Origin of the sequence: Pyxidicoccus xibeiensis (genome assembly GCF_024198175.1) — a bacterium.
Classification (GTDB): Bacteria; Myxococcota; Myxococcia; order Myxococcales; family Myxococcaceae; genus Myxococcus; species Myxococcus xibeiensis.
In genome coordinates, this window is the sequence record NZ_JAJVKV010000012.1 from 19,274 (window position 1) to 38,159 (window position 18,886).

General features: G+C 71.9%; 10 protein-coding genes. 5 read left to right on the plus strand and 5 right to left on the minus strand.

From position 1 onward, the window contains the following. Positions 1–122: 122 nt before the first annotated feature. The 3 genes from mhpA (at position 123) to LXT23_RS37015 (ending at position 3,822) form a co-directional block, all read left to right on the plus strand. A complete protein-coding gene (mhpA, locus tag LXT23_RS37005; RefSeq protein ID WP_253985140.1) occupies positions 123–1,718 on the plus strand; it encodes a bifunctional 3-(3-hydroxy-phenyl)propionate/3-hydroxycinnamic acid hydroxylase MhpA in 1,596 nt (531 codons plus the stop codon). A 92-nt stretch (positions 1,719–1,810) separates the two neighbouring features. Beyond that, on the plus strand, positions 1,811–2,209 hold the full coding sequence (locus LXT23_RS37010; protein WP_253985141.1) for a BlaI/MecI/CopY family transcriptional regulator: 399 nt from the start codon (positions 1,811–1,813) through the stop codon (positions 2,207–2,209). Next, positions 2,206–3,822 (plus strand): M56 family metallopeptidase, encoded by a 1,617-nt coding sequence (locus LXT23_RS37015; protein ID WP_253985142.1) that lies wholly within the window; start codon positions 2,206–2,208, stop codon positions 3,820–3,822. The genes LXT23_RS37010 and LXT23_RS37015 overlap by 4 nt, the downstream gene beginning before the upstream one ends. Before the next feature lie 4 nt (positions 3,823–3,826). Here the strand turns inward: LXT23_RS37015 and LXT23_RS37020 are convergent, their stop codons facing one another. From LXT23_RS37020 to LXT23_RS37035, 4 genes are all read right to left on the minus strand, one after another. Beyond that, positions 3,827–4,207 (minus strand): hypothetical protein, encoded by a 381-nt coding sequence (locus LXT23_RS37020; protein ID WP_253985143.1) that lies wholly within the window; start codon positions 4,205–4,207, stop codon positions 3,827–3,829. Between the two features lie 83 nt (positions 4,208–4,290). After that, positions 4,291–5,226 carry a hypothetical protein gene (locus LXT23_RS37025; protein WP_253985144.1) on the minus strand — a complete coding sequence of 312 codons (936 nt, stop codon included), beginning with the start codon at positions 5,224–5,226 and terminating at the stop codon, positions 4,291–4,293. Continuing rightward, on the minus strand, positions 5,223–6,224 hold the full coding sequence (locus LXT23_RS37030) for a hypothetical protein (protein ID WP_253985145.1): 1,002 nt from the start codon (positions 6,222–6,224) through the stop codon (positions 5,223–5,225). Before LXT23_RS37030 ends, LXT23_RS37025 begins: the two co-directional genes overlap by 4 nt. 39 nt (positions 6,225–6,263) lie before the next feature. Then, positions 6,264–14,786 (minus strand): RHS repeat domain-containing protein, encoded by an 8,523-nt coding sequence (locus tag LXT23_RS37035; RefSeq protein WP_253985146.1) that lies wholly within the window; start codon positions 14,784–14,786, stop codon positions 6,264–6,266. A gap of 327 nt (positions 14,787–15,113) precedes the next feature. Between LXT23_RS37035 and LXT23_RS37040 the strand changes: the two genes are divergently transcribed. Together LXT23_RS37040 and LXT23_RS37045 are read left to right on the plus strand one after the other, a co-directional pair. Then, a complete protein-coding gene (locus LXT23_RS37040; protein ID WP_253985147.1) occupies positions 15,114–16,445 on the plus strand; it encodes a carbohydrate porin in 1,332 nt (443 codons plus the stop codon). A 71-nt stretch (positions 16,446–16,516) separates the two neighbouring features. After that, a complete protein-coding gene (locus LXT23_RS37045) occupies positions 16,517–16,882 on the plus strand; it encodes an Imm8 family immunity protein (RefSeq protein ID WP_253985350.1) in 366 nt (121 codons plus the stop codon). Between the two features lie 13 nt (positions 16,883–16,895). Here LXT23_RS37045 and LXT23_RS37050 read toward each other — a convergent pair whose 3' ends face one another. After that, positions 16,896–18,776, minus strand: a complete 1,881-nt coding sequence (locus LXT23_RS37050) for a WD40 repeat domain-containing protein (RefSeq protein WP_253985148.1) — start codon at positions 18,774–18,776, stop codon at positions 16,896–16,898. Positions 18,777–18,886 lie beyond the last annotated feature (110 nt).

Consider the following 18,886-nt stretch of genomic DNA (forward strand, 5'->3'; position numbering starts at 1 on the left):
ATACGGCAGCTCGCCGCTCTGGGTGGATGGCCTGTCAAAGGCGTTCCGAAAACTTTCGCCCGTCACAGCGTGGTCACACCCTTGGGTTAATCAATATGCGAGAGATTGCCCAAGGAGGCACCATGGGTTGCGACAGCCAACAGTCCGACATGCAGGTAGATGTCATCATCAGCGGCTGCGGTCCGGTGGGTGCGCTGACAGGCAACCTGCTCGGGCTGATGGGGGTGCGGACGCTGCTGCTGGAGCGGGACACGGCGCCCCACGGCGAGCCCCGCGCCTTCTCGTGCGACGACGAGGGGCTGCGCATCTACCAGGCCACGGGGCTGCTGGACCTGCTGCGCAAGGACATGCGTGAGACGCGCTTCGCGGAGTACGTGGGCGGCACCGGCCAGCGCTTCGCGGAGGTGCACACCGGCGACACCGACTTCGGCTTCGGGCACACGCCGCTGTGGTTCTTCCACCAGCCGCTGCTGGAGCGCGAGCTGCGCGAGGGGCTCAAGCGCTTCGAGCACGTGGAGCTGCGCCAGGGGATGGCGGTGGAGCGGGTGGAGCAGGACGCGTCCGGGGTGACGGTGCGCTACCGGGACGCCGTCACGGGCGCGGAGCACTCGGTGCGCGGCCGGTACCTGCTGGCCTGTGACGGCGCGCGCAGCGGCGTGCGCAAGACGATGGGCATCCAGATGTCGGGCAAGGCGTACGGCGAGCCCTGGCTGGCGGTGTCCGGCACCATCGAGGGCCCGGCCCCTGAAATCTGCCGCTTCGTGTGCGACCCGAAGCGCCCGGCCTTCGTCGCCACGGGCGCGGTGAACCAGCTCCGCTGGGAGTTCATGATGCTCCCCGGCGAGACGCGCGAGGAGCTGGAGCGGCCGGAGACGATTGCGAAGCTGATTGCCCCCTACATCGACCCGTCGCGGGTCCGAATCGAGCGGGCGCAGGTGTACACGTTCCACTGCCTCAACGCGGCGCGCTGGCGCGACGGCAACGTCTTCCTGCTGGGCGACGCGGCGCACACCATGCCGCCCTTCATGGGCCAGGGGCTGGTGTCCGGCCTGCGTGACGCGTCCAACCTGGCGTGGAAGCTCAAGCGCGTGCTGCACGGGCAGGCGCCGGACGCGCTGCTGGACACCTACGAGCAGGAGCGCCGGCCGCACGTGGAGGCGGTGCAGAAGCTCTGCGTGCAGGTGGGCCACCTCTTCCTGGCGCGCAACCCCTGGGTGGCCGCCGCGCGCGACGCGGTGATGCGCACCATGCAGCGCATCCCCCGCGTGCGCCGCTTCATCCAGGGCTTCGAGTTCAAGCAGCCGCCGCTGCATGACCGGGGCTACTACTTCGGCGGCAAGCCCGCGGCCGGCAAGGCGGCGGAGGGGACGTACTTCCCGCAGCCCCGCGTGCGGCTGGAGTCCGGCGAGGAGGTGCTCCTCGACGACACCCTGGGCAACGACTTCACCGTGCTGTGCCGGCATGACGCTCCGGCGGCCGAGCTGGCCGCGGCGCGCGGGCTGGCGGAGTCGCTGGGCGGCCGGCTCTTGACGTTCCGCCCCTCGGCGCAGGGCCCGGCGAAGGCGGACGCCCCGGCCGTCGAGGACGTCACCGGGAAGCTCACCGAGTGGTTCTCCCGCTACACCGCCGACGTGGTGGTGCTGCGGCCGGACCGCTTCGTCTTCGGCGCCGTGAAGTCCCAGCGCCTCCCGGAGCTGCGCCAGGCGCTGGGGGTGTGAGCCACGCCGACACCCCGGCGCCATGAATCAACTAAGGCCTTAGTTGACGAACAACTAAGGTCTTAGTAGTTTGCTGCTCACGGAGGTTCCGCGTGACTGGCAAACCCGAGCCCGAAGCGCCCCGGCCGTTGACGCCGGTGGAGCTCGAGCTGATGCAGATTGTCTGGAGACTCGGCGAGGTGAGCGTGGCGGACGTGCTCGCCGCGCTGCCGGCGGAGCGCGCGCTCGCGTACACCTCGGTCTCCACCGTGCTGCGCATCCTGGAGCAGAAGGGCGTGGTGAAGAGCCGCAAGCAGGGGCGTGGCCACCTGTACTCGGCGGTGCTGCCGCGGGACACCTACGAGGCGCAGAGCCTGCGCCACCTGGTGGACACCGTCTTCGCCGGCACACCGTCCGCGCTGGTGGCGCGGCTGGTGGAAGCGGTGCCGCTGCCTCCCGAGGAGGTGGAGCGCATCCGCAAGCTACTCCAGTCCAAGGGGGGCAAGCCGTGAGTGCCGCCCTCCGGGAGCTCGCATCATTATATGTCGCGGTGGCGCTGCTCCTCCCGGTGGCGCTGCTGCTGGCGCGAGGCGCGCTGGCGCTGCTCGCGAAGGTGGGCGCGCCGCTGTCCGCCCGCCAGTCACTGAGCGTGGGGCGGGGCGCGCTGCTGCTCGCGCTCGTCCTGCCGCTGCTGGCCACGGCCGCGCACGCGCTGGCTCCAGCCGGGCCGCTCTTCACCTTCGAGCGCTCGGTGGCGCGCCATGCTGGAAGGCTCCCCGCGCCTGCGTGGGACGCACCCGCCGCCAGGGCTTCGCCCACACCGCGCGCCGCCGCGCCGTCGCTGCCGCCCGTGGTGCCGCTCGTCGCGCTCGCGCTGGTGGTGGGCGCGGCGCTCTTCACCGCGCGGGCGCTGGTGCGCCACCAGCGGCTGCTGCGCCGGCTGGAGTCCCTGCCCCGCGTGCGGAGCGTGGGCCGCGTCCGGGTGGTGCTGGGCGAAGAGGGCATGCCCGCCTTCTCCGCGTGGTTCCCGCGCCTCCGGGGCCTGCCTTCCGCGTATGTGGTGGTGCCGCCCGTCCTCCTCGGCGACGCGGAGGTCTTCCGGCTCACGGTGCTGCACGAGCTGCAGCACCACCGCCAGCGCGACACGCACCTGGCCTTCGCGCGCCTCGTCCTCACCGGCGCCTTCTTCTGGCACCCGGCCGCGCATCTCTTGTCGCGCTGGCTCGTCGCGCTGCAGGAGCTGGCGTGTGACGAGGCGCTGGTGGCCAGCGGCCGTGCCCAGGTGCACGCCTACGCCCGCTGCCTGCTGCAGGCGGCGCTCTCCCTCCCGGGCGCACCGCCCCTTCCCGCCGGAGCCACCGGCATGTCCCACCCGACCACCCGGAGAATCCAGATGCTGTTCCAACCCCGTCCCCTCCGCTCCCACGGCGCCCCGGCGCTCCTGGCCGCGCTGTGCTTCATCCTCCTTCCCCTGGCCACGCTGGCGCAGGGCGCGGCGCGTGGCCGCACGGTGACGCTGGCGGAGGCGCAGGCGCTCGTGAAGTCCAGCCAGCCGGAGGGAGACCTGCCGGTGGTGGTGGACGCGCGGGTGGTGGAGCAGCTCAACAAGCTCCTCTCCACGGAGAAGGGCCGCGCCTTCATGAAGCGCGGGCTGGCCAACCTGGCGCCGCAGCGTGAGGCGCTGGCCGGGCCGCTGCGCGCCAAGGGGCTTCCCGAGGGCCTGCTCGCGGTGGCCCTCATCGAGTCCGCCGCGACGAACATGCCGGAGACGGACGGGCGTCCGTCGCTGGCCCCGGGCCTGCGTGGCGCGGGCGTGTGGATGTTCATCCCCGACACGGCGCGGCGCTACGGCCTGGAGGTGAGCGCCACGCGTGACGAGCGGCTGGACGTGACGCGTGAGACGCAGGCCGCCGCGGCGCTGCTGTCAGACCTGCATGCGCGCTACAGCGACTGGCGGCTGGCGCTCGCCGCGTACAACCAGGGCGAGAAGAAGGTGGACCAGGCGCTCGCCGCGGGCGGCAGCCGCGACGTGTCGGCGCTCATGGCCGGCGGCCACCTCAACGAGTACACCGCCATGGTGCAGGCGGGGCTGCTCATCCTCCGCAACCCGCACCTGCTGGACTGACGCGCTACTTGATGCTCAGCGACACCTCTTCACCGGCGCGCACGGGGAGCTCCTCCTCGCTGGTGTAGCTCCGCCGGGTGCCGATGCGCTCGTCATCCCCGAAGGTGCCAATCTGCTCCAGGCCGAAGCGGACCCGGTCCGCGGTGCCAATCATGTGGTGGGGAAGGGTGAAGGTGCGCCTCGTCATCCCCGGGACGGTGCCCAGCCGGACGCGGCCCGCTCCGTTCAGCACGTAGAGGTTGAAGTCGACGGTCTTCTGGTTCTCCACCACCACCGTCGTCTTCGGCGGAGGCGGCTTGTCGGGGTCCTCCACCGTCTGCGCGCTGCTGCAGGAGACGGTGGAGGCCAGGAGCAGCAGGAGCGGGACGACCTGGACGGCGCGCATGGGAGCCCTCGTTTCGGTGAAGGGGGCTGGATTGTGGACCAGGAGTGAACCGCGCCGCGCCACCCGGTCCTTCCCTTTGTCACCTACAGCGCGGCCCAGAGATAGACGGCCGAGTAGGTCTGCGCTGGGTCGTAGTAGGTCTTCCCCACCGCCGTATCGATGTAGATGTTCGTCAGCCACCGGGTGGAGTCGAACTCGAAGACGCCATTCTCCGCCGACAGCACCGGCACGCCCGCGCCCATGCTGACGCTGTACACGGGGACCGGCTCGGACGCCGTCGCCTTGAACCGCCCGAAGAAGGACTGCAGCAGCACCACCGCGCCCTTCAGCGGCACGGGCGCACCCGTCTCCACGCGAAGCCGCCGCGTCCCCCAGTTGGTGTCATCGACCTCGTACTGTGCTTCGTCCGAGACGAGCCCGAACCACGCCCCCTCCTCCGCGTCCGCCAGCACCAGTCCTGACGGGTCCACCGTGCAGCCGGAGGCGCCGTCGCCCGTCAGCGTCGCCGCGCCCGTGACGTAGGCGGCGCCCGGAGTGGTGATGGACGCCGCGACTCCCGCCGAGGCGCCGACCCCGCTCACGTCGTGGCTGCCAGAGGTGTAGGCGAGCTTGAAGCCCGTCAGGACGGCGGAGGCGAACGCCGGCCAGGCCACCACGCTCTGCGGCTGCGACATCTCCCCCGTCGCCAGGCCCGAGCTGCTCACGATGAACCGCGTGCTCGAAGCACCCCCCACCCACGCGAGCACAGTGACCCCCACCCGGGAGGCGGTGATGGGCGTGCCCGTCACGGTGGCCTTCACCTTGACCTGCCGCCGGCTGTCCTCCCCCGCGTTCTCCCGCGTCAGCTGCACCCCGAACCCGGAGATGCTGGAGCCCACCAGGCCGATGACCGTCGCATCGATGTCGAAGGTGATGTCGAAGCGCGAGATGCCGTACAGCGCCAGCGCCACGTCCCCCGAGAAGTCGAACGTCGCCGTGTCGCCAGAGGCGACTTCCTGGTAGCCGAATTCCCAGCTCATCGTGCACCTCCGGCCGGCCGCCGTGAGATTTCGGCGACCACGAACGCAGTCAGGTTGCTCGTCGGAGGTGGCTCGATGCCGTAGTCGTCCCCCGAGCGTGAGTTGAAGATGTTCATGATGAGTGTCCCGGAGATGCTGCCATCCGCGGAGATGCTCAGCGTGTCGGAGGTGACGCCCGCCTCGAAGAGCTCCAGGTCGCTCTTCTCGTCGTCCTCGAGGTCGAGCGTCACGTTCTGCAGGAGCACCCCGGCCCGGCGCACCGTCTCACCCTCCGCGAGGGAGGGCTTCACGCTGAAGTCGCACTTCACGCCCAGGCTCTCGCTGATTTCGTCCCACTGGTCGGAGTTCGTGTCGATGGACAGCACCCGGTACGACGTCACCCCGTCCGTCGACAGGAAGGCCACGTCCGCCTTGCCGGTCAGCTCCTCGTCTCCGCTGAGCGACGCCGTCCCCGACACGGTCGCCAGGGCTCCGCCGGGCTTCGCCATGGACGTGGTGAGCGACAGGCTGCTCACCTCCATGGCGCTGGTGCCCGCGATGAAGAAGCCGGAGAGGAACGCGCGCGTGTCCGCCGTCGAGGAGGCAATGGGAATGGACTCGCCCCACGTCCCATTGAGGCCGTAGAGGTTGCCCGCCACCACCTGGTTGTTGGAGATGGTGCGGCCGAGCGCGGCGACGACGGTGATGCGCACGAAGCTGTCGTGCCCGCTGCCATCCGTGGAGCTCGCCGCCTCGCCACCCGTGTAGTTGGTCATCACCAGGTTCGCGGTGACGAGGACGGCGTCCTCGGCGAGGTTGGTCACCAGCGTCACGCTGAGCTGGCCCACCGGCTCGGAGGTGGCGCCGTTGTCGGCGTAGTACGTCCGGAAGTAGCTGAGCCCCGCCATCGCCGCGAGCACGCGCTCACCCGGCAGCAGGTCCTCGCTGAAGTCGACCCGCATCGGCGAGGCCCACGTCTTGTCCTTCGGCATCACCGCCGTCTTCACGCAGATTCTCATCGGCCTTCCTTGTCGCCGCGCCCGAGAGGGGCCCGGGCTTCACGACTCTTCATTCGTTCCCGCCACGTCGATGATGAGGTTGGCCGGGACGAGGGCGACCGCGCTGGCGCCCAGGACGCCTACCGCGGCGACTCCGCCCAGTGCCACCTTGCCGGCGGTGCTCATGGCGCCGAGCTTGCCCATGGCCCGGTCCTTCACGGCGTAGCGGTTGCTGGCGTAGCCGAAGGCCGAGCCCGCGATGCCCACCGTGGCCCCCCAGAGCAGGTCTCCGACGACGTCCCACCTGTCCTGCTTGTCCGTCTCGAACAGGTCCCGCTCGTACACGAGGTTCGTCAGCGGTATCGACACCAGCCCCGCCACCGTGTAGCCGACCGTGTTGCCCACCAGGCTGAGCGGGAAGGCCACCATGAACTGCTCCCACGCGTCCTGGGCGGGGTTGAGCCTCTTCTCGAGCTTGTCCCAGTAGGTGGCCTCGGACAGCCACGTCTTGACGCGTGTCCAGCGGGAGGGCTCCAGCTGCTCCTCGGCGGACAGCAAGGCGAGCTGATTGGGGAACCCCTTCACACGCTGCTCGCGGCGCTTCTTGCCGCCGCCCCGGATTCCGCCCGCCATGCCACCCCGGATGAAGCCAGTCACCCCTCCCACGGCCATCTCTCCGAGGAACTCCTTCGTGCTCCAGTCGTCGGTGGTCAGCGCGTACATCATGCCGTTCCACGCGCCCGCGGAGAAGGTGCTGGAGAGCGCCATGAGTCCGGCCGTCGCGAGGCCCGTCGTCACGGGGATGAACAGCCCGGCCACGGTGACGCCCACGGAGACGACGCCGAGGAACACGGCGAGGGTCGTCCGGCCAGCGTCGGAGATGCACCCCGTCGGGTCCACCAGCGCGGTGGGGTGGTTGCCCACGTAGCTGTAGGGACTGGCGAACTCGTTGGCCGGGTCCGTGGAGTAGAAGCGGCCCACCGCCGGGTCGTACAGGCGGGCGTTGAAGTCGTAGAGGCCCGTCTCCGCGTCGTACCCGGCGCCGGTGTAGCGCTGGCTCATCCACGGCGCGGCGTCCGCGGTGTCGCGCGGCGAGCCGAAGGCCGTGTAGCCGAAGCCCGCCACCAGCGCGCCCTCCGCGTCGAACAGCGCCCGCGTCGACTGGAGCCTGTCGCTCGCGGCGTGGTAGCGGGCGCCGTTGCGGTACACCACGGGCAGGCCCGTGGGCCCCGGCACGAAGAGCACCGTGTCCCCGCCGCCGGTGCGGAACAGCGGCCGGTCCTGGCCGGGGAACTGGAAGCGGCGCTCCTCGCCGCCCGAGCCGCGCACCCGAGTGGCCACGCGCAGGCCGTCCGAGTCGTACGCGTACTCGACGGTGCGCTCGTCGCTGGCGCCGGGGCGCACGGTGATGCGGCAGGGCAGCACCGTGCCGGGCGCGTAGGTGAAGTCGAGGTCCGCCGGGCCGGCGCCCAGCGTGCGGCGGGACGCCACCGTGCCGTCGGCGCGGTAGGTGTACGCGGTCTGCGCGCCGTCGGGCCAGGCCACCGCGTCCAGCCGGTTGGTGCCCGCCACGTAGGTCATCCGGGCGCCGGAGAACTGGCGGATGTTGCCGTTGAGGTCGCCGTCGTACTGGAACTGCTCCGGAGTGCCGACGCCCTCCACCGTGTCCGCGGCGGTGATGCGGCCCAGCCCGTCATAGCCGTACGCGAGCTGCTCGCGCTGCGCGCCGAGCGACGCGCTCGCGCCGCGCACGTTGTTGTCGGGAGAGAAGGTATAGCCCTGCGCGGCGCGCGTCTGCCCGGTGGCGGAGGTCTCCAGCAGGTGGCCCGGCGAGTCGTAGTCCAACGCCCAGGACACGGGGCCCGCCTGGCTCACCCGCACCCGCGCCATCGCATCCAGCTCGAACGAGGCCAGCCTCGCGCCCGTCGCGTCCTGGATGGAGGTGACGTTGCCCAGGGCGTCACGGCCGTAGCGCAGCAGGCCGGGCTCGGGGAAGAGCGAGCGGGGCAGGCCGATGCGCACGGTGGCCTCCGTGTTGTCGTAGCCGAAGTCCACCTCGTAGGGCCCCGTCACCTCGCCGTCGTCCCACGTCACGCTCAGCGCGCGCGCGGCGAGCAGCCCCAGGGGCGTCCAGCGGTACGTGGACTCCACCGCCGCGGGCGCGCCCGTGTCCTGGGAGCGGGTGCGCATCAGCTGGCCGAGCGCCAGCGGGTCGCTGCCGTCGCCGTCGTAGTGCCAGAGCCCGGTGGTTACCGCGCCGCTGGCCGGGTCCGTCAGCGGCCAGCCGGGCGTGTTCGCGCGGGTGCTCAGCAGCGGCTCGTCCCAGGCGCCCGCCACGTGGCCCCGCGCCGTCATGCGGCCCATCACGTCGTACGTCATCCAGGTGATGCGGCCGTCCGCCGCGTCCACGGACGATTGGACGAAGCGCGCCAGGCCGCCACGGTCATGGAGGTAGCGGGACTCGCCCGAGTCGGGGGTGGACTCGGAGCGCAGCCGCCCGAGGCAGTCGTAGTCGCGGACGATGGCCGTGCCCGTGCCGTCCCTCCAGCCGTCGGGGAGGATGCTGCGGGTGCGCGTGCCGCCCGGCTCGAGGGAGACGGCCGCGGCGGAGACGAACGTGGCGCCGTCCGCCAGCGGCACGAGCCGCGCGAGCGGCGTGTCCTTCGCGTCCGTCACATGCAGGCGCTGCTCCCGCGTGGGAGACACGTACGTCGTGACGCGGAAGTCGGTGGCCGGCAGGCCCAGTCCGGGCAGCACCGGTGTGCTCGCCGCGTAGTGGATTTTCGTCGTGGGCCGCGAGGCCTCCGGAGTGGTGTACGGGTCGACGATGGCCCACGCCGCGCCCGGCAGGCCCACCTCCACCGGGCGCCCCAGGGGGGACGCCTCCAGCCGCTGCCGCGTGTACGGGTAGCCGCCATCCGCCGAGCGGTCTGCCTCGCCGTTCCAGTAGTCCGCGGCGTCGCCGGTCATCACCCCGCTGCCCGCGAGCGACGCCTCGAAGGCCTCCACGTCCACCAGCCCGGGGCGGTAGAGCAGCGGGGCCAGCGAGGCGTCCGAGCCGAAGTGTCCGGGCACGGGCTTCGTCTTGACGACGTCGCGTCCCAGCGTGTCCTGGATGCGCTGGGTGACGAGGTAGGTGGCGCCGCCGAGCGCGTGGAACTGGCGGTCCGTGCCGGTGGCGTCCTGCAGGCGCGCCTCCAGCGAGGGGCCCTCCACCCACGCCAGGTTGCGCAGGCCCAGCGTCCCCGTGCCCGACGTGAGCACCGGCGCGCCGCGCACCTGGGCGGCCACCGAGAACACCAGCCCCGCGTCCGTCCAGAAGAGGAGCCGGCCTCCCGTCACCACGAGCAGGAGCGAGGCCGGGCTGGACGCGCCCTCGCCCACCGGGGCCACCTCCACGCCGCCCACCTCCAGGCGCCACGCGCCGTCCCAGGACAGCCGCGCGGCTTCGCCCACGGTGAAGCCGAAGCCCGGCGCCAGCCGCGCCGGCCCGCCGTCCAGCGCCACCGGCTCGACGTAGAGGGCCCAGTCGTCAGTCTCCGTCGCCGTGGCGGTGAGCGACGCGTCCGCGGAGTCCTCATGCCTCAGCACGCCTCCGTCCGCGCGCCACGCGCCATCCGGAGAGGGTGCCCACGCGTCCCGCCACGCCTCACCGTCGCGGAACGTCTGCAGCGAGCCGCCTCGGGTGGCCTTGATGGAGACCTGCGTGTTGGGGTCCTCCGGCGAGAAGGTGGCGTGCCGCTGCCGGGAGCTGAACTCGAGCTGCAGGCTCCGGAGCTGGCCGTTGGCGCGCACCATGCCGAGCATGCGCCGCGCCGGCCCGTAGGCCACGCGCGACGTCAGCCCTCCGAGGCCCACGTGAGCGGTGAGCTTGTGGGTGCTCGGCTCGAAGGACTGCGCGAGGACGTGCGACTCGCGCGGGTAGAAGCCCACGTCGTCCACCCACACCTCGCCGCCGCCGGCCTCCACGCGCAGCTCGACGGACAGCGGCGCACCGGACGCCAGCCGCGCGGCGTGCTCCGCCAGCGGAATGGCGGTCTGCACCCAGGCCCACCGCCCGGAGGTGTCCTCCAGCGGGAGGCGCAGGGGCTCACCCGCCGCACCTCCGCCGGACGTCACGGTGATGACCAGCGCGGGCGCACCCCCGGCGGGCGCGCCCCTGGGCCGCGTGTACCAGCAGCCGGCGACGTAGGTGCGCGCGTTGGCGGCGGGCGTCAGCGGGGCGCGCGTCAGCGTCGCCGTGCCGCCCGGCAGCCAGGCGGACCGGACGCCCGTGTGGGCGCGGGTCTCGACGACAGCGGCGCCCCCGGCGAACGTCCATGCGGACAGCGACTCCTGGGGCTCGAAGCCGCACGCGTCGGCCTCCTGGGCGGCGAGGTCCGCGTTGGTCACCATCAGCAGTGGCAGCTGCCCGGAGTCATTCACGCGCGTGCTGTGTGCCACCCCCAACTCATCCAGCGACAGCGTCGCGAGCCCGCCGCTGTCGCGCGTCTGGATGCGCGTGCGCGCGTACCACTCGGGAGGCGGGGTGCCCGCACTGGAGAAGGGGAACCACGCGGCATCCGGCGCCGTGGAGCCGCCCCAGTCATACCGGGCGGCCACGTCCAGCACCGTCCAGCCGCCACCGGCCTGGAAGGCGCCGAACGTCGTCGCCGCGCACGCGGACGTGGAGACCGCTCCTCCCGTGGGCTGCACCTGGGTGCGAAGCTGCGCGACGAGCGTCAGCACGTTCTCCCACGCGAGCGCCCGGTACGCGGGCACTGCGGCGGCGAAGGTGGTGGACATCGTCGTCGTCCACGTCTTCCCGTAGACGTCCCGCGTGTCGAAGGACTCGGACGTGGTGCCGCCCGTCAGCGGCGCGGGGAAGCCGCCGAGGTAGCCATAGCGCGTCACCAGCGGCAGGCCGTCCTTCATGGAGCTGATAGTCGCGGGCCGCACGTACGCGCCATGCAGCGCCACCTCGCTCCACGCGCCCGCGACGGCGTCCGCCAGGGACGTGAAGCCGGCGCGCGTGGTGAAGACGTCCCAGGTGTTCGTCTCGCTGGCGACCAGCCGGCCCGTGTAGCCGCGCACCGCGGTGGGCGACTTCGCGTCCTCGTCGCTGTCCACGTTGTACAGCCGCCCGGTGGCGGGGTCCTCCACGGACCAGTACAGGTAGCGCCCCTCGACGCTGCGGGCCTCGTACACGGCCTGGGAGGACAGGGCCACGCTGGCGGGGAACAGCGCGCGCAGGGCGTCGGGCACGGGGGTGCCGGGCGGCACGTCGGGCGTGAGGCCCAGCGCGGGAGAGGTGGGCGCGGCGAACAGCGCGGCGCCCTCGAAGGTGAGCGTCTGCAGGGGCTGGCCGTCCAGCATGCTCAGCCCGCCCGGCGTCGCCCCGTTGTCGTAGGTCGTCACGGTGCGGCCGCCGTGTGACGCGGACGCGTCGTCACAGCCTTCCCACGCCGTCGAGCGGTAGTACTTGATGACGTCGCCGGAGGCGTCGCAGGCCGCGCTCACGCGGTCGAAGCTCCACGTGGAGCGCAGCGGCGCGCCGAAGCCGGTGTCGATGTTCAGCGAGCGCACCGGCCAGTCCACCAGCGGGCCCTGGATGTCATTGCCCACGAAGCGGTGCAGGGCGAGCCACGGCGCGCGGTCGAAGTCGGGCGCCGTCTGCGGATAGGTGACGAAGGTGCTCGGGCCCGCGGGGCTCTTGCCGGCGCGGGGCGGCGACAGCATGCCGTCGCGAGACAGCGCGCTGTGGTACGTCTGCCCGACGATGGTGGACGTGGACTTCGCGCGCCCGTTCTCCAGCACCGCGAGCGCGAGCTGCGCGGCGCCCTTGCCCGGCGGAAGCCGCCACGCGACGAACTCGGGGGCGCCGTCCACGACGCTGAAGGAGTCCACGCCGGACGGAGCGCCCGCGTAGACGGGCTGCTGGCTCTCCGGCCCCGACCACGACGCAGAGGTGCCCCGGTACCAGACGGTGTCGGAGGCGACGATGAAGTCTCCGCCCGTGGCCGCGGGGTAGCCGGAGTCCTCGCCGGGCGGCAGCGCCGGCAGCGTCCTGGGCACGCGGGCGAAGCTCCCCGTGTCCGCGTCGTACGCGAGCAGCCGCGTGGTGATGGCGTCCGCCACGTTGAGCACCTGCACCACCACGTCCCGCCCGTACGCGTACGCGAGCCAGCCCGGCCGGCCACGGCCCTGGTCGGAGAGCGCCTCGGAGAAGCTCCAGCCCACGCCGTCGAAGCGCCACAGGTACCGGTCGGTGCCCACCAGCTCGTTGCCCGCCACCGTGGGCGTGGGCGGCCACGAGGGCGCGGGCACCTGCGCGACGGAGGACAGGCGCAGGTCCTCGCCGTCCGCGCCCTGGGCCTCCTGGAACCTGTAGTCGGTGTCCCACCGGCGCACGCGCAGCGCGTAGCGGCCGGTGGGGCTGGAGTCGATGGCCTCGCACCAGGCGACCATGGAGGGACCGTCCGCCCAGGCCATGGCCGTCTGCGAGGGGCCCAGGTCCACGTCGAGGGAGCCACCGTCGTTCCACCGGTGGTCACCGTCGAGCCACGTGAGTGACACCGTGCCCTCGCCGTTGAGGTGGTGCCACAGGAGGTAGCGCTCACCCTGGGCGAGGACCTGCATCGTCCGTCCGCGCACGGCGGGCGCGTCGCCGCCGGTCCAGGTGCGCCGCTGCCAGTTCCACGTCAGCCGGTAGAGGCTGTCACCCGCGCCGTCGAAGCCGGAGATGACCGCCAGCAGGAAGCGCTCTCCGGCGGCGAGCCGGGCGGTCGTCGCCTTCGCGTAGGTGAGCCAGGAGGTGCCGCCCTCGCCCGCGTAGGGCTCCCACTCCCAGGCGCGCAGCGTGCTGCGCCGGAAGGGGTGGACGCGCAGCTCGTCACCGACGCGGTAGGCCAGTCCGAAGAAGTCCCCGGACGTGACACCCGAGAGGGAGTCCGGGTCCAGGGCCTGCGCTCCGTCGAACACGAGGTCGCCGCTGACGGTGCTGGCCTGCCAGCGTCCCGTCCAGGTGTGGACCTGGAGGCTCAGCTTCTTGCGCTCGCCGTCCAGCCAGCAGGTGACGGCGTAGTCCGGCCCCAGCCAGACGAAGGGCGTGTGGCCCGTGCCGAAGCTGGGAGGGGGCGCGACGACCTGGTCCCGCTCGCAGATGTCCAGCGGGACGGGGCCGTCGTACGCGAAGGTGCCCGTCGCACCCTCGGGGTAGGTGATTCGGGTGAGCGCGCCCGGGTTGGGCTCGTCTTCGCCCAGGGCGTACTCGAACACGTAGCCAGGCAGGGAGCGCCCGGACGTGTCCCGCTCGAGGATGCCCGTCAGGTAGCGCTTGCAGAGGTCGGCCGACGCCTCGGCGGAAGCGCCGGGCAGGGCACGCGGCGGGGCGTACTCCAGCTCCACGCGGTACAGCTCCCGGGACTCCGCGTCGAGCACGCGCAGCCGCGTGAGGTAGTGCGTCTCGTAGCAGTCCTGGAAGGCGTTGGGGGTGTCGAGGTTCTCCGGCTCCGCGCCCTCCGCGGCGGGCACGAGCGCCTTGTGCGGGTCCTGGTACTCGTGGACGCTGGGCGTGTACCACTTGGGTGCGTAGTCCAGCTCCACGGCGCGGCCGCCCACGCCGGTGATGCGGGAGAGGTAGCAGGCCTTGGTGTAGGGCAGGCCCTCCGCGCCCACGCGCTGCTCGACCGGCTTGTAGGCGTAGGTGACGCGGTCGCCGTAGCGGTCCACGCGCGCGACGACATTCCACGCGCGCGCATACTGTGCCTGTCCTTCCGCGCGGAGGGAGCTGCCCGTCCAGCCTCCCCGCGCTCCGCCGAAGCGCACGCCCCACTCGATGCCCTGGCCCGCGCTGGTCGCGAAGCCTTCCGGTGTCCGCGAGACGCCGCCGCCGAAGACGCGCTGCGTGCCCGAGTCGTCGACGAGCACCCAGCGCTCGTAGGCCGGGTAGTACCGCACGCGCCAGAAGCTGAAGTCCTGCGGCTCGAAGCCGAGGCCGCCCGCCGCCACGGCGAGCACCGGGGTGCCGCCAGGGCCGGCCTGCTCGGAGAGCACGAAGGACTGCTCGTGTACGGGGTCATCCACCTCCCACGGCCCCTGGCCGCTGACGGTGGCCTGCGCGGAGAGCGGCAGCCCGGCGCTGGCGAACGCGGCGATGAGCCCGGAGGTGACGCCAGGCCCGCCGAGCTGCGCGCAGAGCGACGCCTCCAGCAGGGCACGGACCCAGGGGCGGGTGGTGGCCACGAGCCGGTTGCGGGTGCCTCCCGACTCGATGCTGAAGCGGCGCGCGGCGAGCGACAGGGCACCGTCGGACTCCGCGACGATGCGCTCACCGGGCAGCATCCAGCCGAGGCCGGCCACGCCCGTGGGCGCCTCCAGGTTCCAGCGGGTCGCCGCCTGGTGGATGGAGCTGTCGTAGGAGAGCGTCAGCTCCACGGCGAGCGTGTCGTCCGCGAGCTTCCCCGGGAGCTTGACGAGGGGCCGCTGGTAGCTGACCGAGCCGCGGAAGAGGTTGACGCTCTGCTTCAGCGAGCCGACGTCGGACGACGCGTACTGCGCCGGCCGCTGCGCCGGAACCTGGTTGGGGGCGCTCCGCTGTGCCATGTGTCACCGGTGCCGTCTCGGGGGAGACCGAAACCCTGACACAGACGCAACTGGGATGAAGCCGCGAAGTTCGAAATTCGCCCCAGCCGGGCGTGAGGTTGGTGCCGGTCGTCGAAGTTGCAGGTGAAGTCGCGGCATCTGGCCGGGGCCCTGGTTGATGGCGGCGATGTTCAGCGCATCGCGGGACACCGTCTGGCTGTTGTCGATGACGGGTCATCCCGGACCTCGCGGAGTGTCCCTGAGTGAGCGAAGCAGTCCCTGAGGCGCGCCGTGGGTCGCCCATGCGCGCATCCTGGCGGTGCTGGCACCGTGTGTCGGGGGGCTGCCATGGGAACGAGTCGAGCAGAGGCAAGGGATGCCGCGCGCCGCGCGCCGCGCTTCCGTGGGCTCGTCGTGCTCGCGGTGCTGCTGGCGCAGCGGGCGGCCGCGGACGAGCCCGACCTCCAGTGGGGCCAGTTCCAGTTGCGATTGGATGGCTACCTCCGCGCCGGGATTGGCACCAGCCGGGACGGCACGACACAGGCCGCGTTCATCGCGCCCGGTGCCCGTGCGAAGTACCGGCTCGGCAACGAGCCGGAGACCTACTTCGAGCTGGGCGCGGACGGGCGCTACCGGCTCGGTGACGTGCAGCGGCCGGATGCGCCCACGATTCAGGGCTACTTCCTGACCGCGGGCTACGCGCCCATGGGCCGCAGCTTCGAGCTGGGCGTGAATGACATCGCCCAGGCCTTCTTCGCGTTCGAGAACTTCCTGCCGGGGTTCGGGGTGTGGCTCGGGCGGCGCTACTACGACCGCAAGGACATCCACCTGAATGACTACTTCTGGCTCAACCCCGGCCAGGGCGCGCACGCCGGCCTGGGCCTGGAGTGGCGCATGTCGGAAGGGCGCCAGCTGAGGGCCGCCCTGTTCCGGCTGGAGGACCCGGACGCTCCGGAGGGCGGCGTGCTCAACGGCACCACGCTGGACGTGCGGTTCTCGGGACTGCGGACCAACCCGGGCGGTGTCCTCACGCTCTGGGGGCAGTACGCGCTCCGGCATGCGAATGCCTCGCCGGCATATCTCGAGCGCAATGGCTTTGGCCTCGGGTTCTGGCACGACCAGGAGGGCGTGCTGGGGTTCGACACGGTGAAGAACACGGTGGCCGTGCTGTACCGGAAGGGCGCCGCGCTGACGCAGGGGGCGACGAACGCGCGGCTCGTGCGTGAGGACCAGGACTACGACCTGGTGCGGGCCCGGGCCTGGGAGGTCAACAACAGCCTCGTGCTGGAGCCGAAGGCGCCGTGGTCCCTGCAGTGGGGGCTGGTGCTGCGCTGGGAGGACCGGGGGTTTGGCGAGGACGACACGGTGCGGTGGTTCAGCACCGGTGTGCGGCCCCTGTACTACGTGACGGACCACGTGCACGTAGGGTTCGAGCTGGGCCATGACTTCGTGGACAACGCGCTGCTGGACCGGCGCGGGGGGCTCACCAAGGTGACGGCGCTGCTGCAGCTCGCTCGGGGCCGGGGGTACTTCACCCGTCCCGTGCTCCGGCTGTTCGGGACGGGGGCCTGGTGGAGCCGTGCGTTCCGGGGCGTCGTGGGCACCACGCCGGACGGTGCGCCCTACGGCAGCGGCACCTGGGGCTGGACGGTGGGCAGCCAGGTGGAGGCCTGGTGGTAGGCGTCAGGTGGACGGCGCGCGAGGCGTCTGCCTTGGAGCCGGTCCATGTTCCAGGAGGGTGCTTGAAGCCTGTGATTCGCCACGTCTACTGCGGGGAGGTCGAGAACCTCAGGGCGTGGCTGCCGGACGACCCGCATGAGGTCGCCCTCTGGGTGTGCGTGGAGATAGGGCCCAAGCACGGCGCCGCGAAGAAGACGGACACCTTCGTGCTCCTGGTGGCGACTCCGGCCGGCCTGGAAACCCTCGAGGGCAGGGACAACATCCTGGCGGACCGGGCGCTGCTGGTGATGCGTCGGTTCGACTATGACGACCTGTGGACGTGGCTCGAGCGGACCGTTGCGGCCTGCGAGGCGGAGAGCTGGCACCACGTCGTCGAGAAGCTCCGGCTTCATTTCAAGTGGGAGTTCGAGAACTTCCGGACGCACCGGATGACGTGAAGTGCTGGAGGCCTCAGCTCCACGCGCTGCGAGGCCAGATGAGCGCGGTGGTGTCCGCGCCGCTCGAGGCCAGCAGCGTCCCGTCCGGAGAGAAGGCCAGCGTGTCCACGAGCGCCCGGTGTCCCTCGAAGGCCCCGAGCAGGGCGCCGTCCGTGCTCCACACCCGCACCTCGCCCAGCGCGTCTCCCGTGGCCAGGAGCCGCCCATCCCTGGACACCGTGACGGCCGTCAGCCGCGCGCGCGTCTCCACGCGGATGCGGCGCTCCGGACAAGCGAGGTCGACGAGGATGACTGCCTGGGTGACGGCCTGGGAGCCCTCCTCGAAGAGGAACCACGCTCCGTCGGGAGAGAACCCGCGTGAGCGAACCCCCTTGGGCCTGGGCAGTTCGAGGCTCAGCGTGCCCCGCTCCACGTCCCAGAAATGCAGGGCGGTGCTGCCGGACTCCGTCGCTCCGGGCCGCTGGCGGGTGACGATGAAGCGGCGGGACACCGCGAGCAGCTCGGGCCAGTCGGCGGAGATGACCAGGGTCCACAGGCGCCTGCCCGTGCGCGTGTCATTCACCAGGACCTCCGACTCGCCGTCGAAGAGCATCGTCCCCACCAGCGCGCGGTCCTCGGACCAGATGGCCGAGTAGGGTGAGAAGGCGTCCTCAAGGTCCACCTTGCTGTCGGCGAGGACGTCGTGGATGAACATGGTTCCGCGCTTGCTGTCCCCCACGAGCACGCGTCCGTCCCGCAGGTGGATGAAGCGTCCATCGTTCTCCTCCAGCCGCCGGCGTTCCACCTGCCGGCCCGAGCCGCAGTCCCAGCGCCGCACCGTCCCGTCCTGGGAGTACGTCAGCAGGTGCGTGCCATCCTCGGAGAAGGTGGCTTGCCGCACCCAGTCGCGGTGGGCGTGCTCGGGCCGCGTCGCCCCGGTGTGCAAATCGACGAGGAGGACCGTCGCGGGCCCGTGCGCGAAGGTCACCCACCTGCCGTCGGGAGACACGGCGGGCTCCCAGCTCCCGGAGTACGTGGCGGAATGAAGCTCCAGCGTCCGCTCCTGTACGCCCCCACGGGAGAGCACCAGCCGGCCGTGAGCAATCCGCAGGAGCCCTCCATCGGGCAGGGACACGGGATGGCCGCCCTGGTCATGGGCCTCCTCCAGCAGCGTGCCCGTGCGCGCGTCGTAGGTGCGCACGGCGCTCCGGAACCCGGGCCCGGTATGGGCGCAGCTCACCGTCAGCCCATCCGCGGAGAACACCGCCCAGGCGAAGCGCTCATACAGCTCGCCGGTGGCGGACCACTGCATCGTCCAGGTGGTCGTGTCGTAGACACACACGCGCCAGGGCTCGAAGGTTCGCTCCAGCAGGACGACCCGTGCGCCGTCGGGAGAGAATGAGAGCGCGCTCGTGTTTCCGGCACTGCCTTCGGGTTGCACGCACCGGACGAGCGCGCCGGCCTCCAGGTCGAGCACGGCGAAGCCCCGGCTTCCGGCCAGGAGCGTGCGTCCGTCGGGAGAGAGCGCGAGGCGGCTGATGCCGTTGCCAGGCACCGTCCACCGCCGGAGCTCTGCGCCGCTCGCCGCATCCCACAGCCGCACCGTTTGGTCCGAGCCCGCCGTGGCGATGCACGTGCCGGACACGTAGAGCACGGCGTGCACGTAGCCCACATGGCCGGAGAGCACGGCGACCTCACGGCCGTCCTCCACGTCCCAGATGCGGGCCGTCGGCCCGGTGGCCGAGACCACCCGACGTGAGTCGGGCGAGAAGGCCACCGCGTGCAGCTCGTAGGGGAGGCCGTCTTCCTGGGGAGGGTGCCAGAGGCGGTGTGTGCCGCAGCGGCTCAGCGCCCCTGTAGGCAGCGCGTCTCCAAAGACATCCAGTCGGGGTGAGGAAGCGGCGTGTTGGCTCATGACGGGCTCTGCAGCGACGTCGACTGTAGCCCTCCCTGACGCGGAGCCGCCGAGGCGGACGCCCCGTGTCGCCGCGTGTCACGGCGGGTGGGAGGGCGGCCCTGGGACGC